The organism is Bradyrhizobium sp. RDI18 (assembly GCF_043203335.1).
Classification (GTDB): domain Bacteria; phylum Pseudomonadota; class Alphaproteobacteria; order Rhizobiales; family Xanthobacteraceae; genus Bradyrhizobium; species Bradyrhizobium retamae.
Genome location: NZ_JBICRN010000006.1, coordinates 1,061,560 through 1,080,755, shown reverse-complemented (window position 1 = coordinate 1,080,755; position 19,196 = coordinate 1,061,560). Strand labels below are relative to the sequence as shown.

Here is a 19,196-nt window from a genome sequence, read left to right as displayed (position 1 = left end):
TGGGAGTTACGCGGCGATGGAAGGCGCGACCGTCTTGTGGTAGAGCGCGTTGTAGCAGGCGGCCGAAAGATCCCAGCTAAACGATCGCGCCATTGCGTTGCGTCGCATCGTGTCGAGCCGGTCCTTGGCGCGGAAGGCTTCGAACGCACGCCGCACGCCGCCGAGAAACGACTCCGGCGACGGCTTCGAGAACAGGAAACCGGTTTCGCCGTCCTTGATGGTCTCCGCCAGCCCGCCGGTCTGGTGGCCGATCGGCAGCGATCCGAACCGCTGCGCATACATCTGGCTCAGCCCGCACGGCTCGAACCGTGACGGCATCAGCGTGAAATCGCTCCCGGCAAACATCCGCCGCGCCTGTCCATCGTTGAAGCCGATGACGACACCGATCGCGTCCGGCCGGCGCAGATGTGCCTCGACCAGTGCCTTCTCGATGTGGGGCTCGCCGCTGCCGGTCACGACGATCTGGCCGCCGGCATCGATGATGTTGTCGGCGGCTGACAACACGAGGTCGACGCCCTTCTGGTGGACGAGGCGGGCGACAAGCGCAAAAATCGGCCCGCGTGACACCGCCAGGCCAAACTGCTTGCGGACATAGTTCGCGTTCGCCTGCTTGCCTTCCCAATCGCCGGCGCCAAAGGTCTGCGCCAATTGTGCGCAGGCGCGCGGATCCCAGCTTTCGTCGATGCCGTTCAGGATGCCGGTCAGTTGGTCGGCGTCCGAGCGACGCTTCAGCAGGCCTTCGAGCCCGCAGCCGAGCTCGCGCGTCGTGATCTCCTTTGCGTAGGTCGCGCTGACGGTGGTCAGATGCGAGGCGTAGACGAGGCCGCCTTTCAGGAACGACACGTGATCGTAGAATTCGAGCCCGTCGATGTGGAAGGAGCTTTCGGGCGCCCCGATGCGGCGCAGCGAGTCCGCGGGAAACAGTCCCTGATAGGCGAGGTTGTGGATGGTCAGGATCGAAGGAACTTTTGCGTCCTTCCAGGCGAGGTAGGCCGGCGTCAATGCAGCCTGCCAGTCATTGGCGTGAACCAGGTCCGCTGCCCAATTCTTGTCCACCTTGCCCAAGGCAAGTTCGGCGGCAGCGGATGCAAGCCGCCCGAAGCGGATGTCGTTGTCGGGCCAGTCTTGGCCGTTTTCATCGCCGTAGGGGTTGCCGGGCCGGTCATATAATTGCGGGCAGAGCAGGACGTAGACCGGCAGGCCGTCCTTGGTCGCGGCCCGCCCGACCGAGCAGGCCGGCATCTCCGCCAGCGCGTCACATTGTCCAACGATATCAATGTGGGTGAGTTGCTCGACGACGTCCCGGTAGCCGGGCAGCATGACCCTGACGTCGCTTCGTCGGCGAAGCGCCCGGGGCAGGGCGGCGGACACGGCGGCAAGCCCGCCCACCCGGACGAAATCATCCATTTCCGTAGTGATGAATAAGACTCTCAAAGGAATGCCCTCTCCCAGCCTCTGATGAGGGGAAATGCAAGAAAGGGTCCAGTTTACTCTAAGGGTTCAGTCTACTGGAGATAATGCCGGGTCCTAGCTATCGTTCCTAATGCGAAAGGCTTTCCTGCCGCGGCGGCGCCCTTTAGGGTCACGCCGCGCCAACAACAAGTGCCGTTTAGGCCCAAGGAGCTACACGAGAATGACGATAGCCGGTAACGAGCAGAGGAATATGACAGGCAGCTTCGCAGGCTTACGCGTCCTCGATTTCTCAACCACGATTGCCGGGCCTCACTGCACGCGCATGCTAGCCGATATGGGCGCCGAGGTCATCAAGATTGAAACCGAGGATGGCGAGACGATGCGGACCCGTCCGCCGGTACGGAATAATTGTTCGACCGCCTTCGGCCAGCTTAACGTCGGCAAGAACAGCCTGGTGCTCGATCTGAAATCGCCCAGGGGCGTCGAAGCCGTTCGCCGATTGGTCGCGACGGCTGACGTGCTGGTGGAGAATTTTCGTCCCGGTGTGATGCGGCGATTGAAGCTCGATTATGCCTCCCTGCACGGTCTCAACCCGAAATTAGTCTATTGCTCGATCTCCGGATACGGCCAGACCGGACCGTCGGCGGAGCTGCCGGCCTATGCGCCGGTGATTCACGCGGCATCAGGCTATGAGATGGCGCATCTGGCCTACCAGCCGGGACGAAGCCGGCCGGACTATTGCGGCATCTATCACGCCGACGTACTCACCGGAGTCTACGCATTCGGCGCGATCTCGGCGGCGCTGTATCAGCGCACGACAACCGGGCAGGGCCAGCATATCGACGTCTCGATGCTGGAATCCATGCTGAGCCTGACGTTGAACGAACTGCAATGGTCGCAATTCGAGGTGAAGCCGACGCAACGGCCGATGTTCGGCCCGATCGAGACGACGGACGGCTATGTGATGATGGCGATCGCCAGCGAGAAAACCTTCCAGAGCCTGATGCAGGTGATCGGTCATCCCGAGTGGGTGAGCGATCCGCGCTTTGCCAAATATTCCGATCGGAGAGAAAACTGGACGAGCCTGATGGAAGGCGTGGAAGCGTGGTCGCGCACCGTGACGACCGCGCAGTGCCTTGCCGCGCTCAACACGCACGGTGTCCCGTCGTCGGCCTATCGCACGGTAGCCGAAGCGTTGCGCGATCCGCAGATTGCGCATCGCGGCGCATTGGCCGAGGTGGAGGACGGTGGCGGCACCTTCAAGGTTCTCAATCTGCCGTTCCGCATGTCGGGCGCCAACGTGTCGGCGGCGAAGCGCATGTCGACGCTCGGCGAGCACACGCGTGCCTACCTGAAGGAGACCGGCCTGTCGGAAGATGAGATCGCATCCTTCGCCGGCAGGGCGCAGTTGGCCGAGCGCGCCTGACGGCGCGCGTCGCGACGCAAGGGTGTCGATGCTGCGGCTTTTCATCCGCGGCTTGCAAACGCCCTTGCCCGCGACGGCGTTTCCGGACAATCTCCGATAGACATCGACGATCCGGAATACCGGACGTACGACACATCGGAGGGAACATCCATGAAAGCGGCGATCCGTTCGAGCGCGCTCGCGCGAATATTTCTTGTGGCGGGATTTGGCGTGGCGTCGTCAGCAATGCCGGCCAACGCGCAGAAAGCGGGCGGCAGCATCACCTTCGGCCTTGAGCTCGATATCCCCGGTTTCGATCCTCTGAAAGTCGGTGTGTTCGATACCTCGGCCGGAACTGCAGCAGCGGCGATTTTCGACACTCTGACGACTCTGGACGACAAGGGTGGTGTGCAACCGAAACTTGCGCTGTCCTGGACTCCTTCCGCGGACTTCAAGACTTGGACCTTCAAGCTGCGACCTGGCGTCAAATTCCACGACGGCACACCGTTCAACGCCCAAGCGGTCAAGGAAAATTTCGATCGGCAGAAAGATCCTGCCAACAAGTGTCGCTGTGCCTTTTACATCGCCTACGTCAACAACGTGCAGGCACCCGACGAACTGACGGTGGTCTACAATCTGAACGACCCACAGGTGAACATGCCGGCACTTGTGAGCTTTGCTAGCTCCAACAATTCGGTGCAGTCGCCAACCGCGTGGAAGACCAAGGGCGATGACTACAACCGCAATCCCGTCGGCACCGGACCTTATATCCTGAAGTCATGGAGCGCGGGCGACCGCATGGTGCTTGAGAAAAATCCCGACTATTGGAACAAGGGCCGTCCCTATCTCGACCGCATCACGTTGAAGCCGCTGCCGGACGCGCAATCGCGGTTTGCGAGCCTGCAATCCGGCGAGGCCGATATCATCTGGGACGACGAATACGACGCCGACAACATCATGAAGGCGCAGAAGGATCCGAAGCTGACCGTGCACACCTATGTTGGGTCCGGCGCGCAGGTCTACGCCTTCAATACCAAGGTCGCGCCGTTCGACGATGTGCGTGTCCGCCAGGCGCTGGTCATGGCGCTCGACCGCAAGAAGATGTCGCAGGCCATTACCAATGGTCTCGCAAGGCCTGCCAGCAACCCCTACGGCGACGGCTCCTGGGTCAAATGCAAGGACGATGGTGCGCTTCCCGAAGACCTTGAGAAGGCCAAGGCGCTGATCAAGGACTACGGCAAGCCTGTCGATTTCAAGATGCTCGTCACCGCGACGCCCCGTGGGCGCACCGTTGGCCAGGTGCTGCAACAATTGTGGAAGCGGGCCGGTGCCAACATGGAGATCGAGCAGGTCGATCAGGCCACTATCCCGCCGCGTGCCTTCATGCGCCAGTTTCAACTGACGCCGTGGCGAATCATCGACCTCGCCGATCCTGACATCCAGATGTATGCCAACTTCCGTACCGGCAGCCCGGTGGCGCTCGCCAACTATTCCAATCCCGAACTCGACAAGTTGCTTGAGCAGGCGCGAACCACGGCCGACACGAACAAGCGCATCGAGGACTATTGCGCGATCAGCCGTATCATCAACAAGGAAGCGATCTGGTTCTGGACTTTCCAGAACACCTATTACGCGCTGTCGAGCGCTAAGCTCAAGGGCCTGCCAAAAATGTACAGCGGGGTGGTGGACGTCTCCGGTACCTGGCTGGAATAATCTTCCATGCTGCTGTTTGTGGCGCATAGGCTTCTGTACCTGATACCGGTCCTGATCGCCGTATCGCTGTTGACGTTCTTCATTGCGTCCCTGTTGCCGGGCGATCTCGCCTATACGATCCTCGGCGACCAGGCAACGCCGGAGAACGTCGCCGCGCTGCGCAAGGACATGGGACTCGATCAGCCGATCTATGTCCGTTACTTCGGCTGGCTCGGCAACATCCTGCAGGGCGATTTCGGCCGTTCGTTCCGCACCGGACAGACAGTGTTGCAGGCGGTCGCCGAGCGGCTGCCGGTCTCGATCGAACTGATGTTGTTGGCGCAGCTCGGTGCGCTCGGAATCGGCGTTCCCCTGGCGATCATCTGCGCGGCGCGGAGCGGTGGACCGTTCGACCGCTTCATGACCGGCACTGCTTTCGGCATGTTGTCGGTGCCGACCTTCCTGTCGGCGATCCTGTTGATCTATTTCTTCGCAGTCGAACTGCGCTGGCTGCCGGCCACCGGCTATGTGCCGTTTGCCGAAGACCCGCTCGCCAACCTGCGCTTCCTCGTTCTACCGTCGCTGACGCTGGCACTGGCAGAATGGCCGAGCATCATGCGCGTGCTGCGTTCCGACATGATTGCGACCTTGCAGGAAGACTATATCGCGCTCGCCAAGGCAAAAGGGCTGACGCCGGCGCAGATCCTCTTCGTGCATGCCCTCAAGCCATCGTCGCTGACCTTGGTCACGATCACCGGCATCAATATCGGCCGGTTGATCGGCGGCGCTGTCATCGTCGAGACGATCTTTGCGCTTCCGGGCATTGGCCGGCTGCTGATCGGCGCGATTCTGACGCGCGACCTGATCATTCTGCAGGGGGTCGTGCTGTTGGTCGGGGCGGGCTTCGTCATCATGAACTTCATCGTCGACATGCTCTACGCGATTCTCGATCCCAGGATTCGCCATGGCCACGCTTGAACTCGATGTTGCCGAGGTTGCTGTAACCCAGCCTGCGCGCAAGGGCCGGCGGCTTGGCATGCTGTTCTGGGCGGCGATCGGCTGGATGACTTTCGTTTTCGCGATGGCAGTCTTTGCGCCGGCCCTGCCGCTGCCGAGCCCGACCGACATGGACATGCTGGAACGGCGGGCTCCGTTCTCTGCGGAACATTGGCTGGGGACCGACGGGCTCGGCCGCGACGAACTTTCGCGCTTGATCTACGGCGCGCGGATTTCGCTCGTGGTCGGTCTCTGCGCGCCTGTAATCGGGCTCACCATCGGCGGCGCGCTCGGCATGCTCGCGGGCTATTTCCGCGGCCGGTTCGAATCGATCGTGGTCGGCAGCATGGACGTGCTGCTGGCCTTTCCGCCGCTTATCCTGGCGCTCGCCGTAACGGCGTATCTCGGGCAGTCGATTCTCAATCTCACTCTCATTCTCGGCTTCCTGGGCGTTCCCGCCTTCATGCGGGTGGCGCGCGCCGCGACGCTGACGTTGTCACGGCGCGAATTCGTTATCGCGGCGCAGGCACTGGGTGCCACGCATGCGCGCATCCTGTTGCGCGAACTGTTGCCGAACGTGATCCTGCCGCTGTTTGCCTTCTTCCTGCTCGGCGTTGCGATCACCATCGTCGTCGAGGGATCGTTGTCATTCCTCGGGCTCGGCGTGCCGCCGCCGATCTCGAGCTGGGGCAGCATGATTGGGGAGGGGCGCGAGAGCCTCGACGTCGCCCCGCGGCTCGCGTTCTTGCCGGCCGCGGCGATGTTCCTCACCGTGCTTTCCTTCAATCTGGTCGGCGACACGCTGCGAGCGCTGACCGATCCACGTCAGGGCGCGCTGTGAACGGGAATAACTTGCTTTCTGTCGAAGATGTCGTGGTCGACCTTCCGACCCCGCGCGGCAATCTGCGCGCGGTGGATCATGTCGACCTCACCGTCGGTGCCGGGCGCACGCTCGGTATCGTCGGCGAATCCGGCTGTGGCAAGACCATGCTGTCGCGCGCCATCCTGCAATTGCTGCCGAAGAAGGCAAAGCTCTCCGGCCGGGTGATGTTCGACGGGCAGGACCTGCTGCAACTTCCGCCAGAGAAACTGCGCAAGCTGCGCGGCCGATCGCTGGCGGTGGTATTTCAGGATCCGATGACCTCGCTCAACCCGGTGCTCACGATCGGGACGCAGTTGATCGAGACATTGCAGGAGCACCTCGAACTGGACGACGCCGCCGCCACCAGACGCAGCGTCGAACTACTAGCGGCGGTCGGCATCCCGGCGCCCGAGCAGCGGCTGGCGCAGTATCCGCACCAGCTCTCCGGCGGGATGCGGCAGCGCGTGGCAATCGCGATCGCGCTGTCGTGCGAACCAAAACTCCTGATCGCCGACGAGCCGACCACCGCGCTCGACGTCACGATCCAGGCGCAGATCCTAGATCTCTTGGCGCGGGAGCAGCGCCGCCGCCATATGGCAATGATCATCATCACCCACGACCTCGGCGTCGTCGCTGGCCGCACCGACGAAGTTGCCGTGATGTATGCCGGCCGCGTGGTCGAGCGCGCGCCGACGCCTGCCTTGTTCAAGAAGATGCGGATGCCCTATACCGAGGCGCTTCTGGCGGCGCTCCCCAAACTCGACGCCGCGCCTCACACGCCGCTGCCGGCGATATCGGGACGTCCGCCAGATCCGACGCGGCCGCTAAAGGGCTGTTCGTTCTCGCCGCGCTGCCGCTATGCGGTGGCCCGCTGCCAGAACGAGAAACCGGCGCTCGAGGCGGCAGAGACGAAGGCCCATCAGTTCGCCTGCTTCCACCCGATAAAAGCCCACGCGGATGCCGACGCATGATGCCGCAATCCGCTCCATCGATTTCGTCTGACGCGTTGCTCAAAGTCGACAATCTCGTTGTCGAATATCCTGTCGGTTCCAGGATCGTTCATGCTGTGTCCGGCGTCTCCTTGCAGATCGCCCGCGGCGAAACGCTGGGTCTCGTCGGCGAATCCGGGTGCGGGAAATCGACGCTCGGCCGCGCCGTCCTGCAACTGCGCCGCCCAACCGCCGGGCGTGTGCTGTTCGATGGCCACGATCTCACGGCGATGCAAGGCGATGCCTTACGGCTGATGCGCCGGCGCGTGCAGTTGATCTTCCAGGATCCGATCGCCTCGCTCAATCCGCGCCGCAAGATCGGCGATATCGTCGCCGAGCCGCTGGTGATCGCGGGCGTCAAGGATCCGGAGAAGCGCAAGCAGCTTGTCCGCGAGGTGCTGAGCGCGGTCGGGCTTGACCCGACGCTCGTCGTCGGGCGGCTGCCGCATGAATTTTCCGGCGGCCAGTGCCAGCGCATCTGCATCGCGCGCGCGCTCATTCTCAATCCCGAATTCATCGTCTGTGACGAGCCGGTTTCCGCGCTCGATGTATCGATACGCGCCCAGATCCTCAATCTGCTCGAGGAGATGAAGGCCCGGTTCGGGCTGACGTTGCTGTTCATTGCGCACGATCTCGCGGTGGTGAAAGCGGTGAGCGACCGCGTCGCGGTGATGTATCTGGGGCGTCTCTGCGAGGTCGGTCCCTCCGAGCAGCTCTTCGCCAGGCCGGCGCATCCCTATACCGCGCTCCTGATCGAGGCGATTCCGATGCCCGACCCGGATGTTCGCCCCGCCGAGACCGTGCCCGTGGGGGAGCCGCCGTCGCCGATCGCGCCGCCGTCCGGCTGCCGGTTTCGCACCCGCTGTCCCCGCGCGGATCAACGATGCAGCGACGAGATGCCGGAACTGCGCGCTGTGGCGCCGGGCCAGTTCGTGGCTTGCCATCATCCGCTGATCTGAATACCCGGGGAGCGCCGCCCGCGTTTGTCTCGATGGGACGGACGTGGCAATGTCGGTTCTCAAGAAGTATCTAGCGCCCAAGAAATGGTTCAAGAACAAGAATGACGGGAGAGAAGCGATGAAGAGTTTTCAAGTCGCCGAGTTCAACGCACCGCTGAAAGAGGTGGATCAGGAGACGCCGCAGCCCACGGGTACGCAGGTGCTGATCAAGGTGAAGGCCGCCGGCGTCTGCCATAGCGACCTCCATATCTGGGAAGGCGGTTACGATCTCGGCCATGGCCGCAAGCCGCTGTCGCTGAAGGACCGCGGCGTGTCGCTGCCGCGCACGATGGGCCACGAGACGGTCGGCGAGATCGTGGCGTTCGGGCCTGACGTCACGGCCGCCGACAAAGGTGATCTCAAGGTCGGCGACGTCGCGCTGGTCTATCCCTGGCTTGGCTGCGGTAAATGTGCCACCTGCGTCGGCGGCGACGAGAACATGTGCATCGTCAAGCCGAACTCGCTCGGCGTCTATTGCGACGGCGGCTATGCCGATCACATGACAGTGCCGAATCCGAAATACCTTCTGAACTTGAAGGGGCTCGACCCCGTCACCGCCGCGCCCTATGCCTGTTCCGGCGTCACCACCTATAGCGCGCTGAAGAAGGTCGAATTCGCCTTCAACTCGCCGATCGTCATCTTCGGCGCCGGCGGCCTCGGCCTGATGGCGCTGTCGCTGCTAAAGGCGATGGGCGGCAAAGGCGCCATCGTCGTCGACATCGATGCGCGCAAGCGCGAAGCGGCCGAAGCCGCCGGTGCGCTTGCAACCGTCGACGGCAAGGCGCCCGACGCGCTGGAGCAAATCGCAAAAAAGGCGGGCGAACCCATTCGCGCCGTGATCGACCTCGTCGGCAACGCGCAGACCAGCCAGCTCGGCTTCGACTGCCTGACCAAGGGCGGCAAGCTCGTCATTGTCGGCCTGTTCGGCGGCGGTGCGACTTTTGCTTTGCCGCTGATCCCGATCAAGGCGATCACGATCCAGGGCAGCTATGTCGGCAACCTGCGCGAGACCAAGGAATTGCTCGAACTGGTTCGAAACAAGATGATCGCGCCGATTCCGGTGACGACGCTGCCGCTCGCGAAAGCCAACGAAGCGCTCGCCGATTTGCAGAAGGGCAAACTGGTCGGCCGCGCGGTGCTGACGCCGTAGCTTGTTGCCGTCGTCATTGCGAGGAGGGAAGCGACGAAGCAATCCATCTGTCAGTTATGCCGTGAAATGGATTGCTTCGCTTCGCTCGCAATGACGGCTACTTTCTTTCTTAGTCTCTCAAGGAACCCCTATGTCCGCAAACAATACCTTCCACATCGCCGTGCTCGGCGGCGATGGCATCGGCCCTGAAGTGATGTCACCGGCGCTGGAAGTGCTGCGCAAGATCGAGGCGACGAGCGAGCTGAAGTTTCGCTTCACCGAGGCACCGGCCGGCGCCAACAATTATCTCGCGACCGGAAGATCCATGCCCGACAGCACCGTGCGGCTGTGCGAAGAGGCGGACGCGATCCTGCTCGGCGCCTGCGGCCTGCCGTCGGTGCGCTACCCCGACAACACCGAGATCGCGCCGCAGATCGAACTGCGCTTCCATTTCGATCTCTATGCCGGCGTGCGCCCGGCGCGGCTGATCCCGGGCGTGCCGAGCCCGATCGTCGGCGCCGATCAGCGCGGCATCGACCTCGTGCTGATCCGGGAATCGACCGAAGGCCTGTTCGCCTCGATGGGCAAGGGCGTCGTCACGGACGCGGAGGCGCGCGAGACGCTCGTCATCACCCGCAAGACCTCGGAGCGGCTGTTCGAATTCTCGTTCCGCCTCGCCGAACGCCGCAAGGCGAGGGGGAAGGCAAATGGCGGCCTGACCTGCGTCGACAAGGCCAACGTATTCAGGGCGTTCGCGTTCTTTCGCGAGATGTTTGATGAGGCGGCTAGGCGCCATCCGGACGTCAAGGCCGACCGGCTCTATGTCGATGCCTGCTCGCTGATGATGGTGAAGCGGCCCTGGGATTTCGACGTCATGGTGACGGAGAACATGTTTGGCGACATTCTCTCCGACCTCGCCGCCGGCCTGATCGGTGGACTAGGCATGGCGCCCTCGGCCGATATCGGCGACCGCTACGCCCTGTTCCAGCCGTGCCACGGCACCGCGCCCGACATCATGGGACAGGGCAAGGCCAATCCTACCGCGATGATCTTGTCGACCGCGATGATGCTGGACTGGCTCGCCGACAAGCACGGGCTGGAAAGCGCCGCCGAAGCCGGTGAACGCATCGAGCGCGCGGTCGACGGGGCCTATGCGGGCGGAATCAAACCGATGGAGTTCGGCGGCAATAACGGCACGGCGGATATTGCGAGGGCGGTGCTGGCGGCGTTGTAGCTTGTAGATCCTATGGGGTCCGACACTACTTCCCCTTGAACTGCGGCTTGCGCTTTTCCATGAAAGCCGTTCGGCCTTCGCGGAAGTCCTCGCTATCCATGCAGGCGCGGCCGATCGCCTTGATCGCATCCATGTCGCGCTTGCTTTCGTCCTTCAGCACCTCGGCGATGGTGATCTTGGCAGCCTTGATGGCGAGCGGTGCGTTGCCGGAGATGGTGCGCGCGATCTCCATGGTGGCGTCCCACAACTCCGCATCCGGCAGCACACGATCGACCAATCCGATCCGCAACGCTTCCGCAGCCTCGATCCGCATGCCCGTGTACATGATGAGCCGCGCCCAGGATGGTCCGACCAGCGAGACGAGGTGGCGCAGGCCGTCATAGCCATAGGCGATGCCGAGCTTGGCGGCTGGAATGCCGAACTGGCTGTTGTCGGACGCGATGCGGATGTCGGTAAGCATCGCGACCTGCATGCCGCCTCCGAGGCAAAATCCCCGAATGCAGGCAATCGTCGGCTTGGGGTAACTTGCGAGCAGCGCGCGCTGCGCCTCGCTCCGCCTGGAATATTCTTCCGACGCCGCGGCGTTATGGCGAATCTTTTCGAACTGGCTGATGTCGGCGCCCGAGACGAAGGCTTTGTCGCCGGCGCCGACCAGGATCACGACGCGCACGTCCGCGTCGGCGCGCAGTTCGGTCAGCGCGTGGCCCAGGCCTTCCCACATTTCGAGCGACATCGCATTGCGCTTGTCGGGATTGTTGAAGGTAATGACGCCGACGCCGTCGCTGACGCTTTGCAGGATCTTGCCGTCGGCATAGGATATTTCGGCAGTTTTGGCGATGTCGAGCATCGGTTGCGGCTTTCACTCGTGAGGCTTGGTCCATTGTCGGACAAGCGTCGCGCCGAGGTCAATTGCCGCTTTTGCACGTGCGACCAGCAGAGGCCGCCGGGCAATGGGGTGAGAGTCGTCAGGTGAGGTTGTGAGGGCAGGTGCGGGCTCACGCGCATTGCGTGTGAGGGAATATCGGCGTGACGGTGATGCAGTCGTTGTTGATGGTCGAATCGGCGGTAGTCGTCAGAGACCTGCCGCGTCGGCTTTCGCTGCCGTGCATCCGGACTCCGCCATCCCCATCCTGATGGCGTCGCACGGGTATAGTCCCGGCCAGCTCAAGCTTTGGCCCAGCGCAGCAACAGGCTACCCGGCGATTCCTCGCGCGAATGATCGGGTCCGCGGTGCTGCGATCCAGGCGCGATAATGCCTAGCCCTCGTTGGCGGCGATCGATTCCATCAAAGACACCAACTGACGCTGTACAGTCTGGTCCTTGATCTTGCTGTAGGCACGAAGCAGCCTCAGGCTGAACGCGCTGTCCAGGAAGAGCAGGCTCTCGACTTCGCGCGCCTTGCCGTCGCCGTCGTAGAAGAACGTCACCGGCACGTCGAGCGCGGTAGCGATTTGCTGAAGACGAGCCGCGCCGACACGATTGACGCCCTTCTCGTACTTCTGAACCTGCTGGAAGCTGACGCCGAGCTTATCGCCAAGCTCCGCTTGCGAGATTTTCTGTTCTACACGCCGCAGGCGAATCCGCTTGCCCAATTCGATATCGGGTTTGCCGGCGCTGCGCTGTTTCATCTTTTTCGCTGCTGATCTGCTGTTCATTCTGGTTTACCGTCCTTCAATCGGGAAACCCTGGCAAAAGTAGGTCAGGGGTTCATCCATATGTACCGCGTTAAAGTCAGTCCGGTCCGTGAGCTGGCATAGGGAACCACGGAATTCCTGAGAGATTGCGGGATGGTAGCCAAACGCTTTTGCGCATTGGAAGCATCCTGATACCGGCGCCGCCAACTACCTAAAGCTGTCGGCGCCCGGGGCGTATTGGCAAAACCCCGCCCATTACATTTGGCAAAATATTCGACAAACCACAACCACCGCGAGTTCAATGGACACAGATTTTGGCGGGCATGCTTACTGTGTCCCGATCACGTACCGGATTTCTACGGGGTGAGCGGGCTGACCGTGCAGTCGTTCGCAGCGCACTGATGCCTGACAAAATGCAGCAGATTTCAGCCCCGCTTTCGGATCAGTCGTTCTGGGAAATAGCGGCAACCCGCGTGCTCGCCGCGCTATCGGAATCCTGCAAATCGATATGGCGCAGCGTCGTTCGAACGGGAACGCCTTGCACGCGGGACGGGCCGGATCCGACATCGCGCAATATTTGCGGCGTGTCGGTTGCACGGTGCCGGCGGCATCCGCGGATCGATCGATGTCGCGCGGCGACGCCCATACCGCGAAGCCGTGTCGGGCGCTTTACGGCCCTTGGCGCTGGGGGGACGCAAGGCTCGGCTCAAGCCGGGATTTGCCCAAACCGATTGCAATCACCGGCTTGGCCGTCTGCGGCTTATTGGCCTGGGGTACTACTTAAATTGGCTTCCACAGCCGCACCGTTTTGCATACGCTTTGCGGTAGTGGCCGCGTCGTCGGCCAGGCCAAAGTCCCGCTTACAAGGGACGGGCGTTACTGGGGAGGAAGCTATGAAACGAAGAACCCTACTTGCGGGCCTGGGTGCGACGGCTGCGGCCGGCGTGCTGGGCATGCCATCGATCGTCAGGGCACAGGCGCCCGTTACCCTCAACGGGGCGGTGCAGTTCAACGACGATCACGCCTTCACCAAGGCGCTGACCAGGTTCGAAGAGCTGGTGAAGAAGTACTACGGCAAGCCGGTCAACTTCACGCTGCACAAGAACTCGTCGCTCGGTCTCGAGAAGCAGTATTTCGAGTACATGTCGCAGGGCAAGGCGGTCGATTACGGCATCGTCTCGCCGGCCCACATGTCGACCTTTGCCAAGGCGGCTCCCTTCATCGATGCACCCTTTGTGTTCAAGGGCATCGAGCACATGAATAAGGTGGTCGAAAAGAATATTCTGGCACCCGTGGCCGACGAAATCGCTGTTAAGGCGGAGGTCGTCCTGATCGGCTATGCGGGCGGCGGCATTCGCAACATCTTCGCCAACAAGCCGCTCAGGAACCTTGCCGATCTCAAAGGCCTCAAGGTGCGCGTGCAGGGCGCTCCGATCTGGTCGAAGACGTTTGCAGCCGTCGGCATGAGCCCGACGGTGATCGCCTACAACGAGGTCTACAACGCCATCCAGAACGGCGTGATCTCGGCGGGCGAAAACGAGGCCGCCGGCGTCGAGGCGATGAAGTTTTACGAAGTCGCCCCGCACCTCAATCTGACCCAGCACGCAGTATCGATCCGGCCGATCTGCTTCTCGGTGAAGACGTTGAAGACCCTGCCGAAGGACCTGCAGGACGCGATCATGAAGGCCGGCAAGGAAGCCGGCGATTATGGCCGCCAGCTCGAGTCGAGCGAGGAGGTCGTCAAGCTCGATACGCTGGAAAAGGCCGGCAAGCTCAAGCGCGTTCCCTTCGAGGAGCGCGACGCCATGAAGAAGCTCGCCGATCCCGTGATGGCTACGTATGCCAAGGAAATCGGCGCCGAAGCCATCTTCGAGAAGATCAACGTCGCCTGAGAATTGTCGCGCCGAGCGATAGGATATTGGGGCAAGCCATGCGGCTTGCCCCGTTCCGTGATTGTTACCTCCCGGAGCCATGATGACTGAAATATCGATGCCGCCGAACCCGTCGCTATGGCGACGCGCAACGGCGGCTTATGCAAAACTATTGGAAATCCTACTCGCTGCATGCGTCGGCATTCTGGTCGTTCCCGTCACCCTGCAGGTCGTCTCGCGCTATACGCCCTTCATCCCGTCCTACATCTGGACCGAGGAGATGGCGCGTTTCCTGTTCATCTGGACCATCATGATCGGCGCCATGGTCGGAATCAGGGAGGCGCAGCATTTCGAGGTGGACGTCTGGCCCACCCTGTCGCGGCGGGCGGAAGCCGCGGTGCGGATCGTCGCGCGTCTCGGCGTGCTGGCGATGGCGCTGGTATTCGTGTGGGCTGGCCTGGAATTCACGCGCTTCGCCTGGAACCGAACGTCGGAACTGGCCGATCTACCGCTCTGGATGATTCATGTCGCATGGCCCGTCGCGGGTGTGACGTGGATCGTCTTTGCAGGCGAACAGATCGTCGACGAATTGAAAATTCTGGTCGGGGCGAGCCGATGAACGGTGGTAATGTACTTTCCGCCGCAGAGGCCGCACTGGTCCTGTTCGGCGTTTTCGTTGGCCTGCTGGTCGTACGCGTGCCGGTAGCGTTTGCGCTCGGTCTTGCCTGCGTACCGATCCTGCTGATCGAGCCCCGCCTCTCGATGATGTCGCTCGCGCAGGAGACCTTCAACGCCTACAACTCGTTCATCCTGCTCGCCGTGCCGTTCTTCCTGTTGACCGCCAACCTGATGGGCATCGGCGGCATCACCGACCGCCTGGTGGCGTTGTCGCGCTCGATGGTCGGGCATTGGCCGGGCTCGCTGGCACAGATCAACGTCGTGCTGTCGGTGTTCTTTGCCGGCATTTCCGGCTCTTCCACTGCGGATGCTGCGAGCCAGTCCAAGATCTTCATCGATGCCCAGACCAAGGAAGGCTACGACCTCTCGTTTTCGATCGCCATCACGGCGGTATCGGCGGTGCTCGCCGTCATCATCCCGCCCTCGATCCTGATGATCGTCTGGGGCGGACTGATCTCGACCTCGATCGCAGCGATGTATCTGGCCGGCATCGTCCCCGGGCTGTTGATCGCGGGCGCCCAGATGGCAACCGTGCATGTCTATGCGGTGCGGCGCGGCTATCCGACCTACCCGAAATCGAGCTGGACCGACATCGGCTATGCCATCTGGCGATCGATACCGGCGCTGATGACACCGTTCATCATCGTCGGCGGTATCCTGCTCGGATGGTTCACCGCCACCGAATCCGCCTGCGTCGCCGTGCTCTATTCTGTGGTGCTATCGGCCTTCTTTTACCGCGAAACCGGCCCGCGCGAACTCTACAAGGCGCTGCTCGATACCGGGCGCCTGGCGGGCGTCGCGCTGTTCTGCATCGGCACCGCGAGCGCGTTCGGCTGGCTGCTGGCCTATTACAAGATACCGCAGGAGCTCCTGGCCAACGTTTCGACCTGGGGCATGGGCGCGGTCGGGGCCGGCTTCTTCATCGCGTTCTGCTTCCTGATCGTAGGCTGCTTTCTCGACGCCATTCCGGCCATCGTGATCGTCGGCACCGTGCTGGAACCCTTAGCGAGGTCGGTCGACCTGCACCCCGTTCAGTTTGCGATCATCTCGATCGTGTCGTTGGCGTTCGGACTGGTGACGCCGCCCTATGGCCTGTGCCTGATGATCGCCTGCTCGATCGCCGGCGTGCGGCTGCGCTACGCGTTGAAAGACACGGTGATCATGCTGATACCGATGCTGCTGGTATTGGCCGCCGTCATCATCTGGCCGAGCGTCTCATTGTTCCTGCCACGCCTGATCGTGCCGGAGATGCTCAAGTAGCTATTCTTCCCTGTCGAGGGCGCAGCTTACGGTGTAGACAACGCCGCGCGGCAGAAAGTCGACGGTTGCTTCGCCGCCGAGCTGGTCGCGTGCGCTGCGCTCGATCAGCCGCGAGCCGAAGCCACGCTGCACCGGTGCCGTGACGGGCGGGCCGCCTGCCTCGGTCCAGATCAACCGCAACTTGCGCCCGTCGCTTTCTTCGAGGATCTCCCAGTCCACCGCGACGGTGCCGGTGTCGTTCGATAGCGCGCCGTATTTGGCGGCATTGGTTGCGATCTCGTGCACGACCATCGACAGCACGACGGCGAGCCGCGGCGACAGCGGGACATGCGGTCCGAACATCCGCACCCGCTCCGCATTGTTGAGCAGGTAGGGCTGCAGCACTCGCGCAATCACTTCCCGCAGCTCCGCGCCCTGCCACTTCTCCTGGCTGAGCAAATTATGCGCCTCCGCCAGCGCGCCGAGCCTTCCCTCGAACTTCTCGCGCTCCGCCCGGCTCGCGCTGCGGAAGGTCTGGGTGGCGATCGACTGCAGGACCGCGAGCGTATTCTTGACGCGATGGTTGAGTTCCTCGATCAGCAGATTGTGAAGCATCTCGCCGCGGGCGATCTGAGTTGCCATCCGCACCGCGAAGGCGAGCCCGATCATCAGCAGCACGGCACCCATTACGCTCGTGATCGCGAGGTTGCGCCAGAGCGGCGCGACCAGCGAGTTTTCGGCCACGCCGGCGGCAACAGTCCAGCCGGTGAGCGAGGAGCGGGAAAAGCTCGTAATCAGCCGCACGCCCTCGAGCGATATCGTCGGCAGGGTGGCTTCCGGATTGTTGAACATCTCCGCATAGAGCGAGGGCGATGCACGCTTGCCGACAGTATCCTGTGGGTTCGGCACGCGCGCGAAATTGGTGCCTTCGCCGTCGAAGATCGAGATCGTCCAGTCCTTGCTCGGCCGCTGCTGCTCGACCATCGCCTGGAAAATCTCGATCGGTGGACTGAAAGAGATGTCGTAGAGCACTTCGCCATCGACGATGACGGGCACTTCGACCGTCACGATCAGCCGCTTCTTCACCGACCCAAAGAATAGGTTGGAATAGACCGGCTTCTTCTCCGCAAAGACCCTCCCGACCAGGGCGAGGTTGTTGCGCAATGGCAGGTTTGCCGTATCAGTCGTCAGCGAGGAGAACACCTGGCGGCCTTCGCGGTTCGCCACCAGCACGACGCCGCCTTCGCCATACTGGTCGAGGAAGCCCTGGCAGATGCGGCGGAATCCCTCGAAATCTCCGTCGCGCAGTGCGTTTGTCAGCGATAGCACCTGGAGTGCGCCGGTGATCCGCTGCATCTCCGAGTCGAGCACGAGGCGAATGCTGCGAACCGTTTCAAGGACCCGTTGCGTCGCGTTCTGGCGGTCCTGCTTGTAATGGTTGAAGACGATGCCGGCCGCGAAAATAATCAACGGCAGCGTGGTTCCCGCGACCAGAAGAACAAGACGCACTGGCAGTGAAAGCTTTGGCAACGCAAGCCCCGGATCGGCGCCCAATCTCCGAAGCATAGGAGAGGCTGCCGAACTTCGCCAAGAACAATAAGAGGATAAAGTAACATATTCAGCCGACTGGAGAAGCGGCCGGGTTCCGCCGTGTGGCCCGGCCGCCGACCTCAGAGATTGCCGACCTCAGAGATTACTGTCCGTGATCGCGGCATACACCATGGTGCGCAGCTCGCGCCGCAAGGGATAGGCGCTCGACGGCAGCACCTGAGTCATGAAGATCGTGATCAGTTCTTCCGCCGGGTCGATGAAGAACGACGTCGTCGCCGCACCGCCCCAGTTGAACTCGCCGGGACTGCCGGCAATCAAGGTCTGCGCCGGGTTCATGGTGACGGCGAAGCCGAGTCCGAAGCCGATGCCGTTATAGGCCGCTTCCGAGAACAGCGAGCGCGACATCGCCGGCAGGTCGACCCCGCCGGGCAGATGGTTGGAAGCCATCAGCTTCAGCGTCTTCGGACCTAACAATCTGATACCGCCGAGCTCGCCGCCATTGAGCAGCGCCCGGCAGAAGGTGAGATAATCGGCCGCCGTCGAGCACAATCCGCCGCCGCCGGAGACGAAGGAGGGCGGCGACAGGAATGAACTCGTCGCCGGGTCGTCCTGCAGCGTCAGCGTGCCCTTGCGCTCGGTGGCGTGGAACGTCATGCCGCCCTGCGGGTCGGCCGAATAACACGCCGCGAACCGATGCGCCTTGTCCTTGGGCACGAAGAAGTTGGTATCTTTCATCCCGAGCGGATCGAGGATACGCTCCTTCAGAAACTGCTCGAACGGCTTGCCGCTGATCAAACCAATGAGATAGCCGATCACGTCCGTGGCGACGGAGTAATTCCAGGCCTCGCCCGGCGAAAATTCCAGCGGAATTTTTGCAAGGTCGTCGATCATGCCTTGCAGCGTGCCGGCCTTGATGACTTCGCCGATCTTGTTCTCGCGATAGGCCGCATCGACGTTGCTGCGTTGTTGGAAGCCGTATGTCAGGCCGGAGGTGTGCCGCAACAGATCCACGATCAGCATCGGCCGTGACGGCGGCCGGCTCAGGAAGGCCGGGTGCGTACCGGCCACGAACACGCCGAGGTTCTTCCATGCCGGAATGTATTTGTGCACGGGCTCGTCGAGCGCGACACGGCCTTCCTCGACCAGCATCATGAAGGCGACGGAGGTGAGCGGCTTGGTCATCGAATAGATGCGGAAGATCGTGTCGTCCTTGACCGGCACCTTGCGCTCGAGGTCGGCAAAGCCCTGTGCGGACGAATGGACGACCTTGCCGCGGCGGTAGATCAGGAGCTGCGTCCCCGGGAATCGGCCGGCATCGATGTAGCGCTGCTTCAGATGATTTTCGAGGCGATCGAGGGCCGCCTTGGACATTCCGGCGGATTCGGGCGAGGCGGGGGCTAACATCGGCATCTCCGGCTGGCGACTGCGGACTTGATAGCCGAAAAGTGTCCCCTGTTCCAACGGGCCGTGCTTCTGCGGGCTTGAAGGGTGATATAGGCTGACGC

General features: G+C 62.4%; 16 protein-coding genes. 11 read left to right on the top strand and 5 right to left on the bottom strand.

Annotation, left to right across the window (positions count from 1 at the left end; all coding sequences use genetic code 11):
* Positions 1-6: 6 nt before the first annotated feature.
* Positions 7-1,434, bottom strand: coding sequence for a glycogen synthase GlgA (glgA, locus tag ACFXS9_RS06230; protein ID WP_392686216.1), 1,428 nt, complete (start codon positions 1,432-1,434; stop codon positions 7-9).
* A 199-nt stretch (positions 1,435-1,633) separates the two neighbouring features.
* Between glgA and ACFXS9_RS06225 the strand changes: the two genes are divergently transcribed.
* The 8 genes from ACFXS9_RS06225 (at position 1,634) to ACFXS9_RS06190 (ending at position 10,718) form a co-directional block, all read left to right on the top strand.
* On the top strand, positions 1,634-2,839 hold the full coding sequence (locus ACFXS9_RS06225) for a CaiB/BaiF CoA transferase family protein (RefSeq protein ID WP_392686213.1): 1,206 nt from the start codon (positions 1,634-1,636) through the stop codon (positions 2,837-2,839).
* Positions 2,840-2,989: 150 nt separating this feature from the next.
* The gene (locus tag ACFXS9_RS06220; RefSeq protein ID WP_392686210.1) at positions 2,990-4,531 is read left to right on the top strand and encodes an ABC transporter substrate-binding protein; all 1,542 of its coding nucleotides are present in this window, start codon (positions 2,990-2,992) and stop codon (positions 4,529-4,531) included.
* Positions 4,532-4,537: 6 nt separating this feature from the next.
* The gene (locus ACFXS9_RS06215; protein WP_392686207.1) at positions 4,538-5,488 is read left to right on the top strand and encodes an ABC transporter permease; all 951 of its coding nucleotides are present in this window, start codon (positions 4,538-4,540) and stop codon (positions 5,486-5,488) included.
* Positions 5,475-6,347, top strand: coding sequence for an ABC transporter permease (locus tag ACFXS9_RS06210; protein WP_065748737.1), 873 nt, complete (start codon positions 5,475-5,477; stop codon positions 6,345-6,347). Before ACFXS9_RS06215 ends, ACFXS9_RS06210 begins: the two co-directional genes overlap by 14 nt.
* An 11-nt stretch (positions 6,348-6,358) precedes the next feature.
* Entirely contained in the window at positions 6,359-7,339 is a 981-nt protein-coding gene (locus tag ACFXS9_RS06205; RefSeq protein ID WP_392686204.1) for an ABC transporter ATP-binding protein, read from the top strand.
* Complete coding sequence (locus ACFXS9_RS06200; protein ID WP_392686202.1) at positions 7,336-8,316, top strand: ABC transporter ATP-binding protein; 981 nt, start codon at positions 7,336-7,338, stop codon at positions 8,314-8,316. Before ACFXS9_RS06205 ends, ACFXS9_RS06200 begins: the two co-directional genes overlap by 4 nt.
* Before the next feature lie 118 nt (positions 8,317-8,434).
* On the top strand, positions 8,435-9,505 hold the full coding sequence (locus ACFXS9_RS06195; protein WP_392686199.1) for an alcohol dehydrogenase: 1,071 nt from the start codon (positions 8,435-8,437) through the stop codon (positions 9,503-9,505).
* A gap of 130 nt (positions 9,506-9,635) precedes the next feature.
* Positions 9,636-10,718, top strand: coding sequence for an isocitrate/isopropylmalate dehydrogenase family protein (locus ACFXS9_RS06190; protein ID WP_392686196.1), 1,083 nt, complete (start codon positions 9,636-9,638; stop codon positions 10,716-10,718).
* A 25-nt stretch (positions 10,719-10,743) separates the two neighbouring features.
* Here ACFXS9_RS06190 and ACFXS9_RS06185 read toward each other — a convergent pair whose 3' ends face one another.
* Complete coding sequence (locus ACFXS9_RS06185; protein WP_392686193.1) at positions 10,744-11,565, bottom strand: enoyl-CoA hydratase; 822 nt, start codon at positions 11,563-11,565, stop codon at positions 10,744-10,746.
* A gap of 409 nt (positions 11,566-11,974) precedes the next feature.
* Entirely contained in the window at positions 11,975-12,346 is a 372-nt protein-coding gene (locus tag ACFXS9_RS06180) for a helix-turn-helix domain-containing protein (RefSeq protein WP_035726633.1), read from the bottom strand.
* Between the two features lie 899 nt (positions 12,347-13,245).
* Here ACFXS9_RS06180 and ACFXS9_RS06175 point away from each other — a divergent pair.
* The 3 genes from ACFXS9_RS06175 to ACFXS9_RS06165 all read left to right on the top strand — a co-directional run bounded on the left by ACFXS9_RS06175 (position 13,246) and on the right by ACFXS9_RS06165 (position 16,161).
* Complete coding sequence (locus tag ACFXS9_RS06175) at positions 13,246-14,244, top strand: TRAP transporter substrate-binding protein (RefSeq protein ID WP_392686190.1); 999 nt, start codon at positions 13,246-13,248, stop codon at positions 14,242-14,244.
* An 82-nt stretch (positions 14,245-14,326) separates the two neighbouring features.
* Positions 14,327-14,842, top strand: a complete 516-nt coding sequence (locus ACFXS9_RS06170; RefSeq protein ID WP_392686187.1) for a TRAP transporter small permease — start codon at positions 14,327-14,329, stop codon at positions 14,840-14,842.
* On the top strand, positions 14,839-16,161 hold the full coding sequence (locus ACFXS9_RS06165) for a TRAP transporter large permease (protein WP_392686184.1): 1,323 nt from the start codon (positions 14,839-14,841) through the stop codon (positions 16,159-16,161). The genes ACFXS9_RS06170 and ACFXS9_RS06165 overlap by 4 nt, the downstream gene beginning before the upstream one ends.
* Here the strand turns inward: ACFXS9_RS06165 and ACFXS9_RS06160 are convergent, their stop codons facing one another.
* Together ACFXS9_RS06160 and ACFXS9_RS06155 are read right to left on the bottom strand one after the other, a co-directional pair.
* Positions 16,162-17,670, bottom strand: a complete 1,509-nt coding sequence (locus ACFXS9_RS06160; RefSeq protein ID WP_392686181.1) for a sensor histidine kinase — start codon at positions 17,668-17,670, stop codon at positions 16,162-16,164.
* 156 nt (positions 17,671-17,826) lie between these two features.
* Positions 17,827-19,101: a serine hydrolase domain-containing protein gene (locus tag ACFXS9_RS06155; protein ID WP_392687291.1), complete on the bottom strand. Its 1,275-nt coding sequence runs from the start codon at positions 19,099-19,101 to the stop codon at positions 17,827-17,829.
* Positions 19,102-19,196: the final 95 nt, after the last annotated feature.

Excerpts from the sequence above, each read along its gene's own strand:
- ACFXS9_RS06225 (WP_392686213.1), top strand. The coding sequence starts at position 1,634 with ATGACGATAGCCGGTAACGAGCAGAGGAATATGACAGGCAGCTTCGCA.
- ACFXS9_RS06220 (WP_392686210.1), top strand. The coding sequence starts at position 2,990 with ATGAAAGCGGCGATCCGTTCGAGCGCGCTCGCGCGAATATTTCTTGTG.
- ACFXS9_RS06215 (WP_392686207.1), top strand. The coding sequence starts at position 4,538 with ATGCTGCTGTTTGTGGCGCATAGGCTTCTGTACCTGATACCGGTCCTG.
- ACFXS9_RS06210 (WP_065748737.1), top strand. The coding sequence starts at position 5,475 with ATGGCCACGCTTGAACTCGATGTTGCCGAGGTTGCTGTAACCCAGCCT.
- ACFXS9_RS06200 (WP_392686202.1), top strand. The coding sequence starts at position 7,336 with ATGATGCCGCAATCCGCTCCATCGATTTCGTCTGACGCGTTGCTCAAA.
- ACFXS9_RS06195 (WP_392686199.1), top strand. The coding sequence starts at position 8,435 with ATGAAGAGTTTTCAAGTCGCCGAGTTCAACGCACCGCTGAAAGAGGTG.
- ACFXS9_RS06190 (WP_392686196.1), top strand. The coding sequence starts at position 9,636 with ATGTCCGCAAACAATACCTTCCACATCGCCGTGCTCGGCGGCGATGGC.
- ACFXS9_RS06185 (WP_392686193.1), bottom strand. The coding sequence starts at position 11,565 with ATGCTCGACATCGCCAAAACTGCCGAAATATCCTATGCCGACGGCAAG.
- ACFXS9_RS06180 (WP_035726633.1), bottom strand. The coding sequence starts at position 12,346 with ATGAAACAGCGCAGCGCCGGCAAACCCGATATCGAATTGGGCAAGCGG.
- ACFXS9_RS06175 (WP_392686190.1), top strand. The coding sequence starts at position 13,246 with ATGAAACGAAGAACCCTACTTGCGGGCCTGGGTGCGACGGCTGCGGCC.
- ACFXS9_RS06170 (WP_392686187.1), top strand. The coding sequence starts at position 14,327 with ATGACTGAAATATCGATGCCGCCGAACCCGTCGCTATGGCGACGCGCA.
- ACFXS9_RS06165 (WP_392686184.1), top strand. The coding sequence starts at position 14,839 with ATGAACGGTGGTAATGTACTTTCCGCCGCAGAGGCCGCACTGGTCCTG.
- ACFXS9_RS06155 (WP_392687291.1), bottom strand. The coding sequence starts at position 19,101 with ATGCCGATGTTAGCCCCCGCCTCGCCCGAATCCGCCGGAATGTCCAAG.